This is a genomic window from Pelagibaculum spongiae (assembly GCF_003097315.1).
GTDB lineage: Bacteria > Pseudomonadota > Gammaproteobacteria > Enterobacterales > Pelagibaculaceae > Pelagibaculum > Pelagibaculum spongiae.
The window spans coordinates 378,163-400,518 of record NZ_QDDL01000004.1; the positions used below are offsets into that span (position 1 = coordinate 378,163).

Below are 22,356 nucleotides of genomic sequence, written 5' to 3' on the forward strand. Positions count from 1 at the left end.
TACTTCGTTGGTTGCTTAATGAATCAACTGAAGTTATTAAGCTTTTTCAACTAACATACGGCCGCGCATTTCCATATGGAGCGCATGGCAGAACCAGTTACAGTAGTACCAATGAACACCAACACGGTCTGCGGTAAAGGTAATTGAGGCGGTCTGTTGCGGGCTAATTTCCATACCCACACCATGATCAACCAAACAAAAGCCGTGGGTGACGTCTTCAATCTGATCGAGGTTGGTAACGATTACCGTCACTTGATCTCCCTGCTTAACTCGAAATTCATTCATTCCGTAAGTGGGTGCAATCGACGTCATATAAACGCGAACTTTTTTGCCGTCACGAATTATCTTGTTATCTTGCTCAAGAATAACGCCATCTTTTTTCGCCCGGGCAACCGTTGTAGCAAAGGAAGGGTCATCGCGCTTGTATATCTTGCGAGGATGAACTTTTGAACGGTGAACCATCATACAATCATGCGGTTCAGCAAAAGCTGGGCCATCATGAACCAGCTTCATTTCATCACCGGAAATGTCAATTAATTGATCATTTTCTGGGTGCAATGGACCACAGTTTAAAAAGCGATCTTTGGAGAATTTGCAAAGTGATATTAACCACTTGCCATCGGCATCACGTGTTTCACCCATTGTCGAATGGTTATGGCCAGGCTGATACATTACATCGAGCTTTTGCTTAATGTAATTAACTTTCTTGCCGTTGTAAGCCTGAATTGCTTTTTCGATATCCCATTTGCAAATCTGGCTATCGATAAATAGCGTTGTGTAAGCATTACCACGACCATCGAATGCCGTGTGAAGTGGACCAAGACCCAGCTCAACTTCTGCTGCAACAGTATCTCTAGGCTTGATTTTTCCAGCAAATAAATCATCTAGCTTATGCAAATCAATTACAGTTGCGGTTGGTGATAATTTTCCGTTAGCAATTGCATAACGCCCATCAGGGGCAGTATTAATGCCGTGCGGGTTTTTCGGAACTGGAATGTAGCTGGTTAGCTTGCTGCCTTTACGACCATCAACGATCGGCACATCAGAACCTGGCAAGGTTGTAAATTTACCGGCTTTAATTGCTGCTTCAATGCGCTTGATGTTGAAAACAACCAAGTGATCTCGTTCATCACGCATGGTTCCAACTAGGTCTACTCCGCCTTCTGAATTATAACTGGTTGAGTAAGCATATTTACCGGTGTAATCACAGTCAGTGTTGTCCAGATTACCATCAACGATTACTTGCCATGCGACATCCATAGATTCGGCATCAAGTGCCGAGAACATGGTGCGGTAATTTTCTGGTGAATCAATATCACGGCCATCATTTGGATGTGGAATACGGAATTCAGCATTTGCAAAAACGTATTTAGTGTAAGGTACTTTTTGTACACGAAGGCCGTGAATAGCTTGAACGTGCGGTATTTTAGTGATTTTATCGGTCTTCATAATATCGCAACGAATACGCGCAACACGGTTGTTGGCCTTATCGTTAATGAAGACATATTTACCGTCATAGCGGCCATCAACCATCGACATATGCGGATGGTGACAATCGCCATTCAATGGTGCATTTTCACCAAGTACTTCTTTTGATTCGTCAGTCAAACCCCAGCCTGTCGCGCTATCGACATTAAATACTGGAATACGCATTAATTCGCGCATTGAAGGAATGCCAAGGATTCGTACTTCACCTTGATGACCACCACTCCAAAAACCGTAGTATTCGTCCAGTTCACCCAATTCTACCGTTGCACTGCTATTACCGGTCGATGCTTGGGCAGCAGGCGTTAATAACGCAGCAGCTGCGCCGGTGGTTGCGGCACCCGCTAAAATAGCTGATGAGCCAAGGAATTTCCGTCGGCTAATTCGCACATGTTCACTGACGTCTTTATCATCTGGATTTATATCGGTCATTATCATTCCTCGGTTTAGCAAAAGTTATTCGGCTTAACCAAAAAGTCATGGCCGAATAGATTTAATTATTCAGGTTTAACTACGGGCTAAAAGTTTCAACAACCGGAATCTGGTTTGCTTGATCACGCTTTCGTTGCTTTTTTCGTTGCTGTACTAGTGGCGGACAACGATGGTCATTGAAATAAGTCACCTGACAATCTAGGCAGTGATGACATTCATTAGGATTAATTCGGCCATCTTTTTCAATCGCTTGAATTTCACATTCACGGGCACATAACTGGCAAGGCTGACCGCATTCTTTGCGGCGTTTTAGCCAGTCGAAAATTCGAAATCGTCCTGGAATAGTTAATGCTGCCCCTAACGGGCAGATATAACGACAATATAATTTTCGAGTGAAAATACTCATAACAAGCAATATGACCGAATAAAGCACAAAGCCCCATTCGCGGGAAAATTTCAGCATAATACTGGTTTTAAACGGCTCAACTTCAGCAAACCGCTCTGCAGTCGCTAAAGAATCCAGAGACAATCCAAACAGCGCCAACAAAATAATATATTTAACGGCCCACAATCTTTCATGAATCGCTGCTGGCGGCTCAAATTGTTTAATTTTCAATGCACGAGCGGCCATATTGATCAGTTCTTGCAGCGCACCAAATGGACATAACCAACCGCAAAAAACACCCCTGCCCCATAAAACAATACTGGCGGCAGTGAAACCCCATAGCATAAATATTACTGGGTCTAGAAGGAAAATATCCCAGCTAAAGTTGTTTAATAATGCATGCAGGAAGGTGAAAACATTGACAATCGATAACTGACCCAGCGCATACCAACCGATAAATACCAGGGTAAATAGCAAGTAGCCATGGCGAATATACCAAAATAATTTAGGGCGCCTGACTAACCAGTCTTGGGCAAACAAAACCATCGTTAGAAGAATCAATGCACTGCCTAGTACCGCTAACTGAAACTGCTTTTGTTGCCAAATTTCTACCCATAAAGGTTGCTCTTCTTCAATAACAGGCGGTGGCGGGAAATCGAGATATTGATCAGGCAGCATGTAATCGGTAGAAAAACTGACGAACTCGCTATCCAAAGCACCGATCTGACGGCGCACTAATAGCTCCATCTGCCATGGCCGGGCAAGGTTCAGACTCGGCTGATTATCAATTGCTCTAGCAATAAAAATGGCCCGCTCTTTTAATCGGGGGAAACCATCAATAAAAACATCATTGAGCCGGAAATAATCTTTATCACGGAAAGTAATTTCCCGATCACCTTGCAGCAACTGCACTCGGTCAAAAATACCACCACGAACAAAACCATTGCCGCGGAAGCTGTATTTACCATTTGCCATTAATACAACTGCTTGATCACCCGGATCGAGCTCTCCCTGCAGCCAATTATATTGATCATCACCCAACAAATTTCGACCAATCGTTGGTTGGTTGATTGGCGCATACCACAAATCAATAAATGCTTTTTTGCTTTTTTCTTCAGTGAGTGGTTGTTCAGATTCAGCACCCGTTCCAATAAACGCCTTATCTACCTGCCCATAATCCAGCAGCAAGCGGCGAATTGAACCGTCACCGGTAAGTGTCAGCCAATCGGATTGGTTAAATAGTTCAGCTTTTACGATTGGATCTCGAATAGAAGTGTCTTCAATAAAACCGGGTAATTTTAACGCTTTGGCTAATTTTCTGGCTGCTCGCAAAACGGTCTGATTGACCACAATCACGGTAACTGTGGCACCGGTGATGCTATCAATCATCACCTGGCCTTCTTGCTCACCTGAACCTACTCGTATTTTTTGCTTGATATTCAAGCCAATATATTGATTTACAAAAGCAGTTAGTTTTTTTTCTGGAATACCTACCAGAAGAATCGGTTCATGGTGCTCGAGCACTTCAACCGAAATCACATCGCCTTTGTCATCCATTATCACCAAATGGTTAATTGGCTTGCCAGAATAAGCCGGAATGGGTGCCGCTTCGATGGTTTCAAATGCGTAGGCAGTTTCGCCTGTAGCAGTTTCAAACTGCCAATGTGGAAAAGGAATAGTTTGCTGTTGGAATTTTGCAGAAGGGAATTGTGCTTTTAGTCCGACAAGTGTTTCCTGCTCATTTGTTCCATAAGCGTGGACCGAAGCGGCAAATAAAAATGCACAACTTATTACCACCAGTCGGATCAATCGTTGAACAGCCTGAGCAACCATTAAAGATACACTTTAAATATTTAATATCTTCGCAGCATAGAGGCAGCGCAGGCACACCACTCTTGATTAGGATCAAGTAACAGAAAACACATCTTTAATTGGCCTTACCAGTCGGATTCAACTGATACATATCACTGTTTTTCGAGGGTTGGATATTAAATATCAGCAGGCCTACTCAAACATCGATTCATTTCACCAACCGTTGTGAAAATGATATCTGCCCCTGCGTCAGCTAATTGCTCGTAACTCCCATAACCCCATAAAACACCAGCTGAAGCTATTTTGTTTTTACTGCCTGCAGCCATGTCATACATGGTATCTCCGATCATTAGGCAGCGGTCAGCCGTCAATTGATGTTTATCTAGCATATATGCCAATAATTCGGCTTTATCATCAAATTTGCCTTGATTAGAGCTGCCATAAATCTGATCAAAATGAAGATCCAGTTTGAAATGCTCCAGCACTCTTTTTGCCACGTCGACCGGCTTGGCAGTTGCCAGCATTAAGGTATAACCATTTGATTTTGAATGGGCTAAAAAGTCACCAATACCTGGGTAGGGTTCATTCTCAAATAATCCGGTAACGGTATACACTTCACGATATAGGTCTACCGCACGTTCAATTAGCACCGAGTCATCGGTATTTAGCAACTTGGCAAAAGAGATTCGTAAAGATGGCCCGATGCACCACAATAAATCGTCAAATTCAGGTACATCTCCCCCTAATTTCTTCAGTGCATACTGAATTCCGCCAACAATGCCTTCCGCCGGATCGGTTAGCGTGCCATCCAAGTCGAGAAATAAATGATCAATCCCCTGTAACTTTTGCAAAACAAATCTACCTCTTAATTTCCAAATGTTATTTCTTATCTACCAGATAAAAAAATGCCGCGATTACTAAGCAATCGCGGCAGTTAACAATCCGTTAGCTTTCATCTAGCTGAAACGCTCAACCAACTGAGCGCTTTTTTCCAATCCTTTTCTGAAAGGCATTGGCAAAACATCTAGCTCAAGACTATCTAGAAGATTTTTTACATTCAGGCCGATTTCGGTATCTCCTTCAATCCGCAATCGACGCTGGAAAAACAAAGTATCTGGATCTTCTGTTCTACTGGCCAAAACCAGTAATTCATTAAATGCACCGCAAATACTGACATCTGCTGCAGCATCGAAGTCCACTTCCAATCCACGAATACCCTTGCTAAAGCAAATTCGATAATCGAGGTCTTCTACCCGAATTTCTAACCACTTGCCTTCTAGGAAATCCATTTCGCCTTCAGCCATCGGCTGACATAACATCTGATTCAGTAGCTTTTCTGCTACCGGCTTTTGCAGCCAGTCAGGGGTTTTGGTCAATGGTCGCGCCAGATCTTTAGGCGCTCTGGCGGCAATTGACTCCAGTTTTGAGCTAATACGCTTCAACATAGTAATTCCTGACTCATTCAATTATTTCCTGACAACGCCCCTGTATCTTCAAGTAGGACGGGCATAACTAGCGATTTTAAAGCCAACATCCAATCTACTCAAGGCAATATTTCTGTTTAACAGCTTGCGTCAAATTTCCGTCGCCTGCTACGATTCACCTTGACGCTGACCTTCAAGACCAACAACAATTTCCGGAGCGCTCCATGATCACCTTTTTGCTCTTAGTAGCTTGGCTGACCACCATCGGCTACTACGTCTATTTTCGACAACAGCAGCAAAAGCTGATGCATCAGGCCAAACAGCAATTGAGCCTGCTCTCAAACCAGCTCGACAAACTGTCTCAGTACACGCAAATCCAGGATGCTGAAGCAGAAGCAAGCACGTTGGTTCAACAAGCAGAAATGCGTTGCAATACATTAAATAAAGCAGCAGAAAATCGGGCGCAAACTATTCGTGTTGAAGCCGAAAGCTATGGCCAGCAGCTGATAAAAGAAGCGAAAACTCATCAGGAAAAAGCCAATCAGCGTGTTGATGAACTTCTTACTCGGGCAAGGGGCAATGCCAGCCAGATAATTGACCAAGCTAAAAATGAAGCGAAAGAAATTCGATTGCAGATAGTAGAAGAACTTTAAACAAAACTCATATTGTTTTTTTCGAAGCGTATTTTCAGGCAAGTCATTGCCTGAAAATACGCTCAACTTTGATCGTCAGATCACAAAACGAACAACCTACGACTAAAATACGACCAAAGCGCCTTATTCTGACTCCTTTAGTCGTAATTCCTATTGGCGTTAAAACCAGTCAGTGTAATCTTGGGCCACATATAAATTTGCTGCCTCTTCGCTTTATGTCTTTTATTCCTTGGATCTTGTTTTTAGCTGTGACATCCATTGCAGTCTTGTTATTTAAGAACCGCCAAAACCTCAACCAACAACTGAATCAAACCAAACTTCAGCTGCAAGAAACACAATCTCGTAATGCACATTTGCTGCAATACCAGCAAATTGACAACGCTAAACAACATGCAGAGTCATTAATTAAACAAGCTGAAAAAAGAGTGGTGTCAATTGAAAAGACTTCCCAACATCAGGCTGCTTTGATCAAGAAAGAAAGCCAAAAATTGGCAAAAGAAACACTGGATCAAGCAAGAATGATTCTGGCTAAAAGTAAAAAACAAGCCGAGCAAATCATAGCGGGCAGCAATCAGCGGGCAACAGAAATCACTGAAGCTGCAGTAGAAAGTTCACGCAAAATGCGTGAAGTCACATTTGACAGTAGCCTGCTTGAGTAGCAAACAAAACCGCCAAGCAAATAGCTAGCTGGATCAGCCGATCCAGCTACCATCATCTGGTGTCAGTTGAGTAACTAACTGGTTCAGCTTCTGCCATTTGCGATAAGCGACTGCACCTAGCGCAACCAATGCACCAATTCCTAGTACGATTAACATCTTCAGTTACCTGCAAAAAATATCTGCGGTAATTATCTTTCTATCACTATTGAGTCAATTGATTTATGGCAATTTGTCAGATTGCCCAGATCAACTTTTCCCTTACTCAATAACTGGTTAGTGACATAACAATAAATATTTTGCTATTCACTAACCTGCCATTTCCAAAAGCGCCAAACCCAACTAGTCGTTGGCCGCCACCAAATCAACTGTCTCCCCGATGAAAATCATTATCTACTTATTTATTCGGCATTTTTAATCGATTTAACTGCTGGTGTCGCTGCTCATCCTGACTGTGGTCATACAACATAGTGGTTCGCACATCACTGTGTCGGGCCGCTACTGCAGCATCTTGCAATGGCACACCAGCATCCAGCAAATCAGTCGTAAAACTATGCCTTAGCCAGTGGCAACTTGCCGATGCTAATTGCTCTGCCTGCCAAGCTTGGTCTGATGATTGCTGGCGCAATTGGTCGGCAGCCAATTGAAATAGTTTTTTCATCACCCCGGCCACTGCTCGTTCGCTATCCAATGGTCTATTGCCATCTAATGACAATGCCAAGGCCGTCATTTCACCGGCGAAAGGCATCGGCGACAAGCGAAGCTGCGGGCTAATCGATGATAAAAATGCCCGATACTCCACCAATGCATTTTGTAAATCGGAATTAATCGCAATCCATGCGGGTTTATTTCCCTTGCCGACAACATGCATCTGCCACCCCGACTTAGATAATCGAATATCTCCCATATGATGGCCAATCACTTCTGAGACACGAAGTCCGGTTAAATAAAACAATGAAATAAGCCAGCGCCAACGAGCTTTTTGTTTTAGTTGTTTCGGCCGATCTTCACTTTTCGGTTCTAGCACTTGGTAAATTGCCTGCCAATGACTTTCTGTTAGCACTCGATGCTGGCGAGACTGACGATCAATTGCTGATTCTTTGGTGCGGCCTCTTGGCAAAAGCCCCAACGGATTGCCTGGCAAATACCCAACATCCACTAAGAATACTAACCAAGCATTTAATCCGCGCAGCGCCGTTCGAACGCTAGCTTGAGATAAAGGCGTAGCAAATGGTTTCCATTTCGGATTGATCGAGCCATCGGCTTTTTGCATTCGATGGCGACAACCCAACCATTTTGCAGCTGGTTGCGGGTTAGCCAGAAAATTTCGATAGGCCAATGCATCTTCATAACGCATTTCTACCAATTGCTTGCCCTGAGATTCCAGCCATAGCAATAGCCGATAAGCTTCTTTGCGGTAATTTCGTAAGGTGCATGGCGAATCAGAAAAGCGTTCCAAAAATAACGACAACGCCTGCCAGTCATTGGCAACGTCAGTTAACCGCGGCCGCACAGCTGGCATGTCTATCGAAGCGAGTCGATTATTCTGCTGTAACTCGCTACCAGCCAAACCATCTCGTCTTGACAGTGCTGTTTGCCTGTCAAAATCCTCCGGAGCACTTTCTTTTTCAACGCAATTATCTTTCTTATTTTCAATTGCTTGAGATAAACAAGCTGCCGCATCACCTAGCGATTTATCCGCTGCAGCCCCCACAGCAGAAGGCGGACTGATATCCGAATCACTTGTTGGTGACGCCGCTGCTTGGCTGGCCTCTGAGTGACTTATTGCTTCTAGCGGCTGCTTGGTCATACGAAATCTCACACTTCCTTATATTATTTCCGATTATACCTGTAATCAGAAATAATATACAGTGTAAGTAATATTTGTTATTATTTTGTAGCAAATAGTGCTTTAGATATTCAAATAACTCCTTTGAGGCGTCAACCATGTCCCAGACTCGAAAAATCCAGGTTTTCAATGCTGCAGATGCACTGCTTCAAGTTGGGGAAAGGCCTACCGTGAGATCGGTCAGAGTGAGTGCTGGCGGGTCAGATACTGACGTTAGCCGCTATCTGATTGAATATTGGCAACATTTAGGTAATCGTTTGCAAGGGCCGGTCGCACCGACGCTGCCACAAGAGCTAGCAGTGGAAATGCAACGGCTTTGGGAGAAGGCTTGCGACATGGCAAGCGATAAAGAAAACCAACAAATCGCCGAGCTAGAATTAGCCCAGCTACAAAAACAGCAGCAGATTAGCCAACTACAAACCCAGCACTCACAAATGGAAGAACAACTTCAGCAACATAGAGACGCAGTACTTCGCACTGAACAGTCATTGAAAATTTCAGCTGAGCAAAATCAGCAACTGAAAACGCACTTAGAAAATACCCAGCTGCAAGTAGAAACGCTGCATCAGCAAAACCAACAGCAGCAAGCCGACTACCAACAACAGTTGCAGCAATCTCAAAAAGCATTCGAAGAAGAAAAACAACGCGGCCAGCAGCAAGAAGATCGACTGCTGACTCAACTAGACCAAACAAGACAAGAAAAGAAACAACAACAGCAAAAACTGGAAAAATTAGAAGCAGCACGACAATCACTGGAAAAATCACTGCAACAGCAGCAAAAAACTAACGAATTACAGCAGAAAGATTTCGAATCGAGAACCGTACAATGGCATGAGAAAATCAACCAAAGCCAGCAATCATTATTAGAACTACAGCAACAATTTGATCATGCCAATCAACAACACCAATCGCAGCAGCAACAGTTACAAGCTGAACAACAGCAACTATCCCAGCAATTACAGCAAACCAACCAGCAGCTAAACCAACAGCAAAGTACCGCTGATACTGCAGCTCAATCGGCCCAACAACAAATACAGCAGCAAACTGAGCAGCTACGAAACACCCAACAACAATTGGTCAGCAGCCAGCACCAGCTCAGCTCAGCACTTGCTCGACTGGAAATACTCGAACCGTCACTTGCCGAAATCAAAGCTGAAAAGCAGCAACTGCAGAAATTATTAGAAAAACTGTCTTAATTTTTACAGCTCAAGCAACAGAAAATCATTCACAAAAACACATAGAAAAGCCGCTGCAAACAATGTTTGCAGCGGCTTAATTTATAATCATTAGTTTATACTGTGTCTTACCGCTATTCCGCCAGCTCTAGCAATAACTGACTAATTTGCTGACGCAATTCTAAATCAGATAAATCTTTCGCATACTTATCGGCAAATTGTGCATGGCGAAATGCCAATTGAGACTTACCCTGAACACGGTAGCATTCTGCCAACGCCAGCTTGATGGAAGCACAGTAATCAAATAACTGGGTTTGTTCGGCTAGCGCCATCGCCTTTTCATAAAGCAAGATAGCGTTCTTAACATTGGGAGTGAAATCAGCCAGCAACTCCCACTGCATTGGGTGGTCAAGATCAGTCCCTTGATTTTGCTGGCATATATCATCAAGCAAATGGTATTGCCCCCAAGTTGCGTAAGTATCATTGCCATCGGCTGCTATTGCCAAAGCCGTTGAAACACCGACTACCTGATTGTAAAGCAACGCATCCATGCCATCGATCATGTCAGGTCCCCTTAAATTGGTTTTTAACAAAACTAAAAACTCACAGTGAAACTGTCAAGCTCAAACTTCAGATTATTATTGGCATATAATTGCTAAAAACCACCATCAGCCCAGCCATTATTTCAATCCAAAAAACACAAACTGGCCAGCAATGCCACTACAGATCCCAGCACAAAGCCAAGCCAGCTTGCATCGGTTCTAGTGACAAACCACCTATTGCAAAGCAAACCATTGCTATAATTAGATAGATTTCAAGCCAATCAAAGTCGAAATGACTAGGTTGACAAAAAACCATCGCCATTAAATTTTACCTTGCGCCTCTAGCTAGCACGTTTATAGATCTTCTGATTTAATCAACTTCACTCTGCCACAAATAATCACAGAGCTAACCAAGAATGACAGTGATACGGATCAACCCTCTTTTTCGAACAATACACCCCCCTTTAGTTCGGGCTATTTTTAAGAATAAATTGGTTATTTTCTACAAAACCACATTGAATGAAATGAAGAGCTACGACAATAGTTAAGTTGTTACAGAAAATTATCATCGCCAAACAGCTTGATTGCTTGGCTATAAGAAACCATAAAAAAAACGCCAACAACATGAATTATTGGCGTTTTTACAGAAATCATTGGTTAACTTATTCAACAACTACTTTTTCTTTGTCCTTAAATTCCATAGTCATTTCCCAAGGATGTCGATCTTTCATACGATATGTAATACTCGGATCACCCCAATCATAAGTTTCGGTGCGCGTCATATAGCCCATCTCAGGATCTTCACCAAAAGTCATTTGATAAGCAGCACCATCGTCATAATTAGAACTATCTGAAATAATCATACCTATCATATGAGCAGAACGATTACCGCCCCACTCTACACTCACAACTACTTCGACACCTTTGCTAACCTTCTCGCCACTAGGCACAATTGGTTGACCATTAACCAGTAGTTTTTGATCATCCCAATTAGGATCACCATTTAAATAAATATCACCAGACGATTGGTTGCTAACTTTTACACTAGGATTGCTCATAAACCTCTCCCTGTTTCGGGCAATTTCGTTTCACATTTCACGTTTCAAACTAGCTACAGCCAGCATAGTTGATAACTTGCCGATTTTCCGCAACGTTGTGACTAAACCACCACTTTCAATCATTTCAAAAAACTTGCGCCGGCTATGAATCTTCGCAATACTGTTCGTACATACAGTTAAATTTGTTTGATTGTCTTTTCAAAAAAGCATCGCCAGCAATCATAAAAATCAACGCCAAAAGTACCGAGAAGAGAGCCAATACTATGCAACAATCTCTGCCCAGCTCATTACAATTACCACTACTTGGCTTTGCCAGTGCTGGTTTTCCCTCCCCTGCTGCAGACTACCAAGAGCGCACTCTGGATTTGTCACAACACCTTATTCAGCATCCTTCTAGTAGTTTTTTTATGCAGGCCGATGGCCACTCGATGCAAGGTGTTGGTATTTTTGATCAAGACTTGTTGTTGGTTGACCGATCGCTCACCGCCCAGCAAGGTGATGTCGTAATCGCAGAAATTAATGGTAGTTTGTTGGTTAAACAGCTTTGCTATCACAAAAAACAGCCGCAACTTCGGTCAACTTGTGACAGTTATCCAGCCATTCCTTGCAATCCAGAACAGATCGAACAAATTTGGGGTGTTGTTACGTCAGTAATTCACTCTTTACGTCCTAGCTGCCAGCTAGCAAACGCATAAGCTCACCAAAACACACCTTTATGACTCACTGCTTCGCTTTAGTCGATTGCAATAATTTCTATGCTTCTTGCGAGCGATTATTTCGCCCGGACCTAGACAAAAAACCAATTGTGGTGCTTTCCAATAATGATGGCTGCATTATTGCGCGCAGCGAAGAAGCTAAATTGCTTTCCATTTCAATGGGCAGCCCATACTTCCAAATAAAAAACGACCTTCGCCAGAAAAAAGTGGCTGTTTTTTCATCTAACTACACTTTATACGGTGATATTTCTCAACGAGTACAGCAAATTTTACTCAGCTGGGGTGATGCCATCGAGTGTTACAGCATCGATGAAAGCTTCCTTTATTTTAACCAGCCACCAGCCGACCCTTACTCATTAAGCCGACAAATACGTCAGCAATTAATTAAGCAATTAAAAATGCCGGTGGGCGTTGGCTTCGGTTCTAGCAAAACGCTAGCCAAACTGGCAAATCATATCGCCAAACGCCACAGTCAAAGTGGCTGTGCCAGTTTACTTACACAACATCAAAGGAACCTTTGGCTGCCGCAATTACCGATTGGCGAGGTGTGGGGGATTGGTCATCGATTACGAGAAAAACTGCAAGGCTATGGCTTTGAATCCGTTGCTGACCTGGCGAACGCCGATCATTTATGGATTCGGAAAAAATTCTCTGTCACTTTAGAAAAAACAGTGCGGGAATTACAAGGGCAAGCCTGTCTAGAGATGGAGCCACAGATTGAATCACGCAAACAAATCATCAGTTCTCGCTCTTTTTGCAAACGATTAACGGAGCTGGCTGATTTACAACAAGCGATCACCCAATATACCTGTCGCGCTGCAGAAAAATTGCGACAACAAAACAGCTGCTGTGGCGAGATAGGGGTGCATTTAACTACTGGGAAAAACTGCGATAAACCTTACACTGCAGCCAAATCTATTCGTTTAAATAAACCAATTAATGACAGCCGGATTTTATCCGAACACGCACAAGCATTAATTCATGAGTTGTTTGCACCTGGCTATCAATATCAAAAAGCCAGCGTCTGGTTGTCTGATATAGACCCGGCAAGTAAAAACCAACTGCAATTATTAGAAACCTCGGCAGACTATCGAATGCACAACAGCCAGCAATTGATGAAAACCCTTGATGAAATTAACCAGCGCTTTGGCCGCGGCAGCTTAAAATTAGCAGCAGAAAGTTTGCAGCCTAAATGGGCGATGAAACGAGACTTCTGTTCGCCAGCTTATACAACCAACTGGCAACAACTACCCAAAGCTAATGCCAACTAATCACTTAAAAACTCAACTATCTAAGTAGTCGTAACTAAAAATGAAACTCACGAAATTGCTCTCCGGTGAATAACGGTCAACGACCTTCAATCCTTTGTTGAAAACTTCCATTGACAGCTTTTGACTCCACGAAATAGCATAGCGCTGAAGTTAGTCGGGGGGCCGTAAGGCTGAGATCAGCAAAAAGATGCTGAGACCCGTAGAACCTGATCCGGTTAATACTGGCGTAGGGAACTAGCAGAGATCTATTTGAATATGCTCAAATAGCTTACAGGGTCTAGCGTACCAGCCTCTACAAGCGTCGCTCCATTTCAAATACCTCGCCAGTCCCTTTGCCTTATTAGCCAATAAAGCAAAGGAAGTTCCATGATTCAGCCAACCACCTCGCGACACCCGACACCCGACCAATCAAAAAAAACCGAACATAAAACGCCGATCATCTTGACAATTGCCGGTTCAGATAGCGGCGGCGGTGCAGGTATTCAGGCTGATATCAAAGCGATCTCTGCAACTGGCAGCTATGCCTGCTCGGTAATTACTGCACTAACGGCACAAAATACCTTAGCGGTTAAGGGAATACTTCCTATCTCTGCTGATTTCATTCAGCAACAACTCACCGCGGTCTTCGATGATTTAAATATTCAGGCAATAAAAATTGGCATGTTGGCTGAAGCGAAAATCATTCAGACTATTGCCAGTTTTTTAGAGCAGTACCCCACAATCCCAATAGTGCTCGATCCAGTAATGGTCGCAACCAGCGGCGATTTATTGCTCGAACAATCGGCAATTCATAACTTAAAACAACGACTGGTTCCTCTGGCGAGTATTATTACGCCAAATTTACCCGAAGCCGCAGCGCTCACCGACCAAGCTGTGCCACAAAACCAACAACAAATGTTGAACTTAATCAATCAACTACGTCAGCTCGACGCCCAAGCTATTCTATTAAAAGGCGGCCATCTACAATCAGATAGCACCAGTAATGATTTGTTAATTATCAATCAAAAAATCATTCAGTTATCAAGCCCTAGAATTGAAACCGAAAATACCCATGGCACGGGCTGTTCGCTATCTGCTGCAATTGCATCATTCATCGCTCAGGGGCAACTCCTACAACAAGCCGTTCACTCAGCTAAAGCCTGGCTAACCGGTGCTTTAGCTCATGCCGATCAATTACACATTGGCCAAGGACATGGCCCAGTTCATCATTTTTATCAGCAGCATAACCAAAAACAACTTCCATTGGATCTTTCTTCAGTCGCAATAAAACAACTGGATTTATAGGCCATGCTCAGCGAAATTACGCCAGCCGTTGGGCTGCAACTGGTAGGACTTGGATTGAAGTTCAATCCAGAGCAACCCGCTGTATTTGAAAACCTAAATATTACTTTTCCTGCGGCAAAATGGAGCTGTTTACTCGGTGCTAGCGGCTGTGGCAAAACCAGTCTATTACGTTGGATTGCCGGTTTATTACCCAAAAATTGCCAATACTCTGGCCAGCTACTCACCAGTGACCAACAACCCTTGGCTGGCCGGCTTAGCTATATGGCCCAACAAGATTTATTACTGCCCTGGCTGAACTTGTTAGACAATGTCTGTTTACATCAGAAACTATCCGGGAAATCATCTGACAAAAAACAGTTACTAAAAAAAGCCAAACAAATATTAGAACAAGTCGGTTTAATTGATCATTTGGAGAAATTTCCAGCACAACTATCTGGCGGCATGCGTCAACGAGCAGCCCTTGCAAGAACCTTGATACGACCGGCTTCAGTGGTGTTAATGGATGAACCATTTTCTGCGCTAGATGCCCCTACTCGCTTCCAGCTACAAAACATTAGCGCTGAATTATTAAAAGACCGTACCGTTTTATTAATCACCCATGATCCACAAGAAGCATTACGGTTAGCCGATCAATTATTGCTGATGAAAAACGGCAACATTGAATCTTTATCGCTTCCAACAACCCTCCCCCCCGAGGCCACTAAATGCCGAGTTAGCCATCAGCCAACAACAACTTTTGCATTTGCTAACGCAAAATCGGGCAACACCTGACCTTACAGATCAGCACGAAAAATCAGAGGTATGGCATGGATAAATTATTTGATTCCATGTTGATACGAGGCCTTACCAGCCTATTGATGCTAGGTGCCTTCTGGCAAGGCGCAGTGATCTATTTTGAAGTTCCAGGTTATTTACTGCCACAACCGGTGAAGGTAATTCAGCTGCTCTGGCAAAAACCACAGTTATTTCTAAACCATGGTTGGGTGACCTTAACTGAAATTATTTTAGGCTTAATGCTGGGGATTTTTAGTGGTGGGTTATTAGCATTGCAACTGCATTTATTTAGCTCGCTACGTCGCTGGTTATTGCCTTTATTAATTGCCTCTCAAGCGGTGCCGGTATTTGCTATCGCACCTTTATTAATGTTGTGGCTGGGCTACGGCATTGCCTCCAAGGTAGTGATGTCGGCAATTATCATCTTTTTCCCAATCGCTACCTGCTGCTATGACGGCTTGCGCCAAACTCCCCAGGGTTTTCTCGACCTCGCCCAAACCATGCAAGCCAGTCAATTAAAACAATTGCTACATATTCGCCTACCGGCAGCCTTGCCTTCTCTAGCTTCTGGCATTCGTATCGCAGTGGTAATTGCGCCCATTGGGGCGGTAGTGGGTGAGTGGGTTGGCTCCAGCGAGGGCCTCGGTTATTTAATGATACAAGCCAATGCCCGAATGCAAATAACCGAACTGTTTGCTGCATTACTGGTGCTAGCCAGCATGGCCGTTAGCTTGTATTACCTCAGCGATTATCTACTCAAAAAAATGATTCCCTGGCAGCCAGAAAATTAATGGCCGCCTGTTTTTTCTAACCTGCCAATTTTAATAAAAAGCAAAACCTTAGGAATAGTTATAATGAAAAAAATACTACTGCTGGCACTACTAATGATAAACACCAGCGCCTTTGCCAAACAAGATGTCAGTTTAATGTTGGACTGGTTTGTTAACCCCGATCATGGCCCGATTATTATCGCGCAACAACGCAATTTATTTGCCGACCAAGGTTTAAACGTCACGATTCAAGAGCCCGCAGACCCTAGCTTGCCGCCCAAACTGGTCGCAGCAGGAAAGGTCGATATTGCAGTAACTTATCAGCCTCAATTAACCATGGATGTTGCCGAAGGCTTGCCGCTAGTGCGTAGCGCAACTCTAATTGCTACGCCATTAAATACCCTAACGGTACTGCAAGGCAAAGGACTAGACTCCCTCGCTAGCCTTAAGGGAAAAACCATCGGCACTTCGCTGGGTGGATACGAAAAAGCCACCCTAGGTACCATGTTAGAAACCGCAGGTATTAGCTTTGATGATGTAAAACTGGTTAATGTGGGATGGGCGTTATCGGCATCGTTAATGTCAGGAAAAGTCGATGCTATCTTTGGTGGTTATCGAAATTTTGAATTAAATCAGCTTGATATAGAAGGTGCTAAAGCCAAAGCGTTTTTCCTCGAAGAGCACGGCGTACCACCATACGATGAACTAATATTTGTCGCCAATAGCAAAACAGCTGACTTAGCCATGCTAGCTAAATTCAATCGGGCACTGGAATTAGCCAGCCAATATATCGTCAATCATCCGCAACAAGCCTGGCAAGAATTTAAAGCTTATAAACCAGATACTTTAGATAGTGAGCTGAACCGCCGCGCTTGGATCGATACCCTGCCGCGCTTTGCATTGCGCCCTAGTGCTATTGATCCACAGCGCTATCAAACCTTTGCTGATTTCATGCAGAAAAAGGGCGTAATTAAAGCGCCATTAAATGCTAAATTATTGTATTTAATCCCGTAATTATTGTCGTAAAAGGAAATATAAGCATGACACGCAAAGCGACATACCAGGATTTAATCGAATATTGCAAAACAGATTGGCAACAATATATCGAACATGATTTTGTAAAAAAACTGGCCGACGGCAGTTTATCGATGGCTTGCTTTAAACATTACTTACAGCAGGATTATCTGTTTTTAAAACATTACGCCCGTGCCTATGCGCTAGCAGTTTACAAATCGCCAACGCTGGATTTAATGCGTAAAAGCCTACCGGGTGTAACATCTCTTGTGCTGGAAGAAATCAGCTTACATATTGATTACTGTAAAGATTGGGGCTTGAACGAAGCAGACCTAGAAGCACTAGACGAAGATGTCGCCACCGTAGCCTACACCCGCTATGTACTAGATAAAGGCATGCAAGGCGAACTGGCAGATCTATACGCCGCACTCGTACCATGTGCGATTGGCTATGCTCACATCGGCCAAAATCTATCCAAAATTCAAACCATTAATAATCCTTATCAGAGCTGGATCGATATCTACGCTGGCGAAGATTATCAAAAGGTGGCCCAGCAGCAAGCTGATTTTCTCGATCAATTAATCAGCGAAGTTTCTATTGATAGTCAGAGATTCAACCAACTGGCAGATGCCTTTAAAACCGCAACTCGAATGGAAATAGCATTTTGGCAGCAAGGGCTCAACCAACAATAATTTGGAGTAATGATGACTACAACCAATAAATCGCTGGCACAACAAATTGCCGATAATTTACTCCAACTGCGGCAGCAGGCGCCTTTGGTTTTAAATTTAACCAACTATGTCGTGATGAATAACAGCGCCAATGCACTACTAGCGATTGGCGCATCACCGATTATGGCGCACAGCCGTTGCGAACTAGCTGAAATGGTGCGTATTTGTGGCTCGCTGGTAATTAACATAGGTACATTGGATGAAACTTGGGTTGATCGAATGAAGACTGCCGCGCAATTTGCCGTGAGCGCCGATAAACCTATCGTACTCGACCCGGTCGGAGTTGGTGCCAGCAATTTTCGTAACCAGTCAGCACTAGAAATTGCCACGATTGCCGCTCGTGGTAATCGACTGATTATTCGAGGTAATGCTTCAGAAATTATCGCACTGGCCAATACCGCTGAATTAACACCAGCGAATGCAGCAGCTTCGGTAAAAGGCATTTCAAAAGGGGTCGATGCCACAGACTCCAGCCACAGTGCCCTGCAATATGGCCAAGCATTGGCGAACTATTTCAATGCTGAAGTAGTTATCTCAGGTGAAACTGATTTCGTTATTGGCAAAAACAACCGACAATATCAGCTAAATAATGGTGACCCATTAATGCCAAAAGTCACCGGCATAGGTTGTAGTTTATCGGCATTAACCGGCGCTTTCGCTGCAACCAGCCAACAGCCCGGACTTTGTGCAGCAGCGGTAATGGGGATCGCCGGACAATTGGCAGCAAAAAATGCCAAAGGACCAGGTAGCTTGCAAATGGAATTACTGGATCAGCTGTATTCATTAAACAGCAAAACAATAGAGCAAAATTTGATAGCCAAAAACATTCTATAAATCAATAACAAGAACAGAGCACAAATCAGCTCTGTTCTTGTCTGCCACCAAACATAAAAAACCGGAAATTAAAGATAAAAATTCAGAAAAATAAGAATTAAAAATATTTAAACTACACCCCCCAAATTAACCTCACTTTTGTGAGTTTGCCAGTCGTTTGTTTGGCTGTTAGGATCGGTATTGACTATTAGATGCCTTATATTAGATTGCTTCATATAATCCCAAAAATATGGTTTGGGAGTTTCTACCAAGCACCGTAAACGCTTGATTATGAACTATGTAACCGTTGCTTGCGCGCTATCGACACATGATATTAGCGCAGCCGTTTCATACAACATAAGTAGAGACACATGAATTATTTTGACTTGCCTAAAATAGATCTCCATTGCCACATCGATGGCAGTATTCGCCCACAAACTATTATTGATCTGGCGCAACAACAAAATATTTCTCTACCTACTGATAATCCCCAGCAGATTAAATCTCATTTAATCGCACCAGAAACCTGCACCAATCTTGATGAGTACTTACAACGCTTCGCTTTGCCGGTTGCTGTTATGCAAACTGCAGAGGCAATAGAACGCATTACATTTGAAGTGTTTGAAGATGCCGCTCAGGAAAACGTCAAGTATCTGGAAGTTCGCTTTGGCCCACTGCTCCACCTGGAACAAGGGCTAAACCTGGATCAGATTATCGGCAGCGTAGTAAAAGGAATGAAACGCGCTGAACAACAGTACGACATTCACGGCGGCATTATTTTATCGCTTCTGCGCCACATGCCCAAAGACCGGATTAACGAAGTTATCGATGCCGGCGCTCAATACCTCAATAAAGGTGTTGTTGCGTTTGACCTGGCTGGCAGTGAGCTAGCCGGTTTTTGCTATGAGTTTATTCCTTATGCCCAATACGCATTGGAAAAAGGTTTCAAGGTGACGATTCATGCAGGTGAGCAAGGTGTTGGGCAAAACGTATTCGACGCTATTCAATTGCTGGGTGCTGAACGGGTTGGCCACGGTATTCATATTACCGGTCATGCTAAGGCCTATCAGCTGGTCAAACAAAACCATGTTGGTCTGGAAGCCTGCCCAAGCAGCAATATGCAAACCAAGGCCGTAACAGACCTGGCCAACCATCCGCTGAAGCATTTTTACCTCGACCATCTGCCGGTAACAATTAATACCGATAACCGCACGGTTTCAAACACCACCATGACCGAAGAAGTTACCAAGGTCATGCAGCAGTTTGAATTATCCCGCGAAGATTACTTCAAGATCTATCGCAATAGCGTTGAATCGGCATTTACTTCAAAAGAAGTGAAGCAGCATTTGCTAAAATTTGACGAGCAACCACAACAGATTGCTTGTTAAGCTGTATTTTCAGAATCTGAACAATTAAAAAGCTCCGAAAAATCGGGGCTTTTTTGGACTTTTTTAACATAAACAATGTTTTGGTTAGTGTTATTTATTTGGGCGTTACTGCGCAGCTTTCAGCGCTGGATTTTAGTGCCGAAAAGCTTGTGGCTGTTTTTAGGTAGCTTGCTAACAATCAATCTGCTGAAAATAATTCTAAAAAAGCATCAACCCAGCAGCTTTACCTGCTAGGCGATAATAGAAATAACAGTTTGGATAGCCGAAGTTTTGGCTGGGTCGATGCCCAGCTTGTCAAAGGAAAGGCAAAACAGATCTGGTTTAATTTTCAAAAGTCTGACCGCAACCAGGCGCTGTGAACACTGGTCATATTGAGAATATGAAGAGCCATTCACTAATGTTGGCAGTTGGTGATCAGTTGGCAATAACCATTTATTGATGAAGCTTCTTCATCTTCGACCCAGCGGGAAAAACGCTTTTCCATCATTACCAATCTTTGCTGAACCAGGTCAGTATCTTTTTGCTTTCCTTGGTAGTTAAAGTAAACTTTACCATCGAATTTTTCATCCACGCTGTCTTTGTGGCGACTGAAATGTTTGGTTAGCGTACAAGTTGCATGGATATACGCCTGATCACGGCAGTGCCGGTCTGCAAAACGTAATACGGTATCAAAATCATCATCGTAAGCGGGGTCGCTGCAATTAATTTCGATACTATGCCATTGTGAATTTTCCGATGAAGGGATTTGGCAAATCTCAAATTCAGGTTCGTTTTCAAATACCACTGGCGCATGAATATCTGCTAGGTCAATTTCCAATAATACCTGGTTCTCAGCAACCAGTTGATCGGTTTTTAAATTCAGATATAACTTGTTGCTGTGCTGGTGATAAAATGGCTTAAAACGTGCTTGCGGAAACCAGTGTTCCGGTAACTCGACATCACGAATCAGCGACAGATCAAAACGATCGAGAATTAGCAATTTTTTCTGAAAGGAATGCCCATAAATAACGTACTGTTCAGATACATAAAGACCTGCCCCATCAGCCTGCCAGTAATGGTTATCCCAACCAAAATCTATCTGGCGTAACTCCTTGCCTGAGTGAGCATCCAGTACTTCAACACCATTGCTGGTTGCTAAAAACACTTGCTCTTCAAGCAGCTGCCAACCATCAATGGTGTACTTGGTAATATGTGACCAGTTTTGCTGACCATCTTTTAGTGCGAAGCTCGCAATTTCAGAATTACTGAAAACATTCAACTGAGTCGGTTTACCAAGTTGGTTCAAATGAAAAATTTTTTGTGAAGAACGGTGCCCCAGCATAGCTATAAACGAACTCTCAGCAAAAGAAGCAGCTAAAAAGCGTTCAGCACTAATAAAAAAGTACTTAATATCCAGTCTTTGTTCCCAAAGCTTCTTCAAATCACGGCCATACGAAGACAAACTCTTATTAACTCTATCGAGTTTAATATAAAAGTCATGAACTTGAGTACTATGCAAGCCACTCTTAACATCAGATTTAAAAACACAATAATCAGAAAAGCTTATATAGGAAACCTTTCCTGAGTCGCGATAAAACAGGCCGTTTAAATCAGACCGGTCCTGCCAGCTTAAGAATGCTTTAGCTAATGCTGTTGGCAACTCTTTCAAAGAATAATTTATATTACTGCACTCATCTTCTGCACAGTACTCACCAAGATTCCCAGAGCAGCAAAGGAAGTCAGTATCGTCATATAAAAAGCTACCGAGATATTTTCTATCGTTATAAATTAAACATTTTATTCTATCACTTACAATCCCCCCTCCACCACCTGCCAAAGAGAGAAATACGCAGTCATGAGACATGCCTGATAAGCTTGCGTTTTTTACGAAAAATACCTTCATCAGCTTCCCACCAACGACTTTAATTCATTAACGATGATAAATTTATTCTCTGACATTTCAAAAATAATATCATCTACTTGATCTTCCCAAAGGTCAGGGTCAGTCAATTCATCCCCGCCATTCATTAATCTGTATAATTTTCTACTATTTTGGGGATCTAACATCTGTTCTTGAATATGCTTAAGGATTTTCTCTGGCGTCGTATTTACACTAGGCAAAAAGTGCCACTGTTTCCCTGTATT

The 22,356-nt window shown here is 43.1% G+C and carries 22 protein-coding genes, 1 pseudogene and 2 riboswitches; of the genes and pseudogenes, 13 read left to right on the forward strand and 10 right to left on the reverse strand.

Going from position 1 to position 22,356, the window contains the following annotated elements; translation table 11 throughout:
* Nucleotides 1-36: 36 nt before the first annotated feature.
* The 4 genes from nosZ to ubiT form a co-directional block, all read right to left on the reverse strand.
* Nucleotides 37-1,917 carry a TAT-dependent nitrous-oxide reductase gene (gene nosZ, locus DC094_RS12160; protein ID WP_116687380.1) on the reverse strand — a complete coding sequence of 627 codons (1,881 nt, stop codon included), beginning with the start codon at nt 1,915-1,917 and terminating at the stop codon, nt 37-39.
* Between the two features lie 79 nt (nt 1,918-1,996).
* Nucleotides 1,997-4,135, reverse strand: a complete 2,139-nt coding sequence (gene nosR / locus DC094_RS12165) for a transcriptional regulator NosR (protein WP_116687381.1) — start codon at nt 4,133-4,135, stop codon at nt 1,997-1,999.
* A gap of 155 nt (nt 4,136-4,290) precedes the next feature.
* A complete protein-coding gene (locus tag DC094_RS12170) occupies nt 4,291-4,965 on the reverse strand; it encodes an HAD hydrolase-like protein (RefSeq protein WP_158527313.1) in 675 nt (224 codons plus the stop codon).
* A gap of 105 nt (nt 4,966-5,070) precedes the next feature.
* The gene (gene ubiT, locus DC094_RS12175) at nt 5,071-5,559 is read right to left on the reverse strand and encodes a ubiquinone anaerobic biosynthesis accessory factor UbiT (protein ID WP_116687383.1); all 489 of its coding nucleotides are present in this window, start codon (nt 5,557-5,559) and stop codon (nt 5,071-5,073) included.
* A 203-nt stretch (nt 5,560-5,762) separates the two neighbouring features.
* On the opposite strand from ubiT, the gene DC094_RS12180 reads away from it, so the two are divergent.
* Complete coding sequence (locus DC094_RS12180; protein ID WP_116687384.1) at nt 5,763-6,191, forward strand: hypothetical protein; 429 nt, start codon at nt 5,763-5,765, stop codon at nt 6,189-6,191.
* A 248-nt stretch (nt 6,192-6,439) separates the two neighbouring features.
* Nucleotides 6,440-6,850, forward strand: coding sequence for a hypothetical protein (locus DC094_RS12185; RefSeq protein WP_145959853.1), 411 nt, complete (start codon nt 6,440-6,442; stop codon nt 6,848-6,850).
* Between the two features lie 33 nt (nt 6,851-6,883).
* Here the strand turns inward: DC094_RS12185 and DC094_RS22715 are convergent, their stop codons facing one another.
* Both DC094_RS22715 and DC094_RS12190 read right to left on the reverse strand, forming a co-directional pair.
* A complete protein-coding gene (locus DC094_RS22715) occupies nt 6,884-7,006 on the reverse strand; it encodes a hypothetical protein (protein ID WP_255420893.1) in 123 nt (40 codons plus the stop codon).
* A 238-nt stretch (nt 7,007-7,244) separates the two neighbouring features.
* Nucleotides 7,245-8,657: a tyrosine-type recombinase/integrase gene (locus tag DC094_RS12190; protein WP_116687386.1), complete on the reverse strand. Its 1,413-nt coding sequence runs from the start codon at nt 8,655-8,657 to the stop codon at nt 7,245-7,247.
* Nucleotides 8,658-8,794: 137 nt separating this feature from the next.
* Here DC094_RS12190 and DC094_RS12195 point away from each other — a divergent pair, with 137 nt between their 5' ends.
* Nucleotides 8,795-9,892, forward strand: a complete 1,098-nt coding sequence (locus DC094_RS12195) for a DNA-binding protein (RefSeq protein ID WP_116687387.1) — start codon at nt 8,795-8,797, stop codon at nt 9,890-9,892.
* 113 nt (nt 9,893-10,005) lie between these two features.
* On the opposite strand, the gene DC094_RS12200 is transcribed toward DC094_RS12195, so the two are convergent.
* Together DC094_RS12200 and DC094_RS12205 are read right to left on the reverse strand one after the other, a co-directional pair.
* Nucleotides 10,006-10,434, reverse strand: coding sequence for a hypothetical protein (locus DC094_RS12200; RefSeq protein WP_116687388.1), 429 nt, complete (start codon nt 10,432-10,434; stop codon nt 10,006-10,008).
* A 641-nt stretch (nt 10,435-11,075) separates the two neighbouring features.
* Complete coding sequence (locus tag DC094_RS12205; protein WP_116687389.1) at nt 11,076-11,471, reverse strand: hypothetical protein; 396 nt, start codon at nt 11,469-11,471, stop codon at nt 11,076-11,078.
* Nucleotides 11,472-11,734: 263 nt separating this feature from the next.
* Between DC094_RS12205 and DC094_RS12210 the strand changes: the two genes are divergently transcribed.
* The 10 genes and pseudogenes from DC094_RS12210 to DC094_RS22870 form a co-directional block, all read left to right on the forward strand.
* The gene (locus DC094_RS12210) at nt 11,735-12,166 is read left to right on the forward strand and encodes a LexA family protein (RefSeq protein WP_116687390.1); all 432 of its coding nucleotides are present in this window, start codon (nt 11,735-11,737) and stop codon (nt 12,164-12,166) included.
* Between the two features lie 20 nt (nt 12,167-12,186).
* Nucleotides 12,187-13,458 (forward strand): Y-family DNA polymerase, encoded by a 1,272-nt coding sequence (locus tag DC094_RS12215; RefSeq protein WP_116687391.1) that lies wholly within the window; start codon nt 12,187-12,189, stop codon nt 13,456-13,458.
* A 145-nt stretch (nt 13,459-13,603) separates the two neighbouring features.
* A riboswitch (TPP riboswitch) is annotated at nt 13,604-13,708 on the forward strand.
* Nucleotides 13,709-13,824: 116 nt separating this feature from the next.
* Entirely contained in the window at nt 13,825-14,742 is a 918-nt protein-coding gene (gene thiD / locus DC094_RS12220; protein ID WP_116687392.1) for a bifunctional hydroxymethylpyrimidine kinase/phosphomethylpyrimidine kinase, read from the forward strand.
* 3 nt (nt 14,743-14,745) lie between these two features.
* Complete coding sequence (locus DC094_RS12225; RefSeq protein ID WP_206605641.1) at nt 14,746-15,513, forward strand: ATP-binding cassette domain-containing protein; 768 nt, start codon at nt 14,746-14,748, stop codon at nt 15,511-15,513.
* A 35-nt stretch (nt 15,514-15,548) separates the two neighbouring features.
* Complete coding sequence (locus tag DC094_RS12230; protein WP_116687393.1) at nt 15,549-16,307, forward strand: ABC transporter permease; 759 nt, start codon at nt 15,549-15,551, stop codon at nt 16,305-16,307.
* A 63-nt stretch (nt 16,308-16,370) separates the two neighbouring features.
* The gene (locus tag DC094_RS12235; RefSeq protein ID WP_116687394.1) at nt 16,371-17,300 is read left to right on the forward strand and encodes an ABC transporter substrate-binding protein; all 930 of its coding nucleotides are present in this window, start codon (nt 16,371-16,373) and stop codon (nt 17,298-17,300) included.
* A gap of 26 nt (nt 17,301-17,326) precedes the next feature.
* Nucleotides 17,327-17,992, forward strand: coding sequence for a thiaminase II (tenA, locus tag DC094_RS12240; protein WP_116687395.1), 666 nt, complete (start codon nt 17,327-17,329; stop codon nt 17,990-17,992).
* 12 nt (nt 17,993-18,004) lie between these two features.
* Nucleotides 18,005-18,865 (forward strand): hydroxyethylthiazole kinase, encoded by an 861-nt coding sequence (gene thiM, locus DC094_RS12245; RefSeq protein ID WP_116687396.1) that lies wholly within the window; start codon nt 18,005-18,007, stop codon nt 18,863-18,865.
* A 191-nt stretch (nt 18,866-19,056) separates the two neighbouring features.
* A riboswitch (purine riboswitch) is annotated at nt 19,057-19,156 on the forward strand.
* A gap of 59 nt (nt 19,157-19,215) precedes the next feature.
* Complete coding sequence (gene add, locus DC094_RS12250; protein ID WP_116687397.1) at nt 19,216-20,232, forward strand: adenosine deaminase; 1,017 nt, start codon at nt 19,216-19,218, stop codon at nt 20,230-20,232.
* A 209-nt stretch (nt 20,233-20,441) separates the two neighbouring features.
* Nucleotides 20,442-20,591, forward strand: a pseudogene (locus DC094_RS22870) (S26 family signal peptidase); the annotation flags it as partial.
* 35 nt (nt 20,592-20,626) lie between these two features.
* On the opposite strand, the gene DC094_RS12260 reads toward DC094_RS22870, so the two are convergent.
* Both DC094_RS12260 and DC094_RS12265 read right to left on the reverse strand, forming a co-directional pair.
* Nucleotides 20,627-22,114: a hypothetical protein gene (locus tag DC094_RS12260; protein WP_116687399.1), complete on the reverse strand. Its 1,488-nt coding sequence runs from the start codon at nt 22,112-22,114 to the stop codon at nt 20,627-20,629.
* The gene (locus DC094_RS12265; protein WP_116687400.1) at nt 22,114-22,332 is read right to left on the reverse strand and encodes a hypothetical protein; all 219 of its coding nucleotides are present in this window, start codon (nt 22,330-22,332) and stop codon (nt 22,114-22,116) included. The genes DC094_RS12260 and DC094_RS12265 overlap by 1 nt, the downstream gene beginning before the upstream one ends.
* Nucleotides 22,333-22,356: the final 24 nt, after the last annotated feature.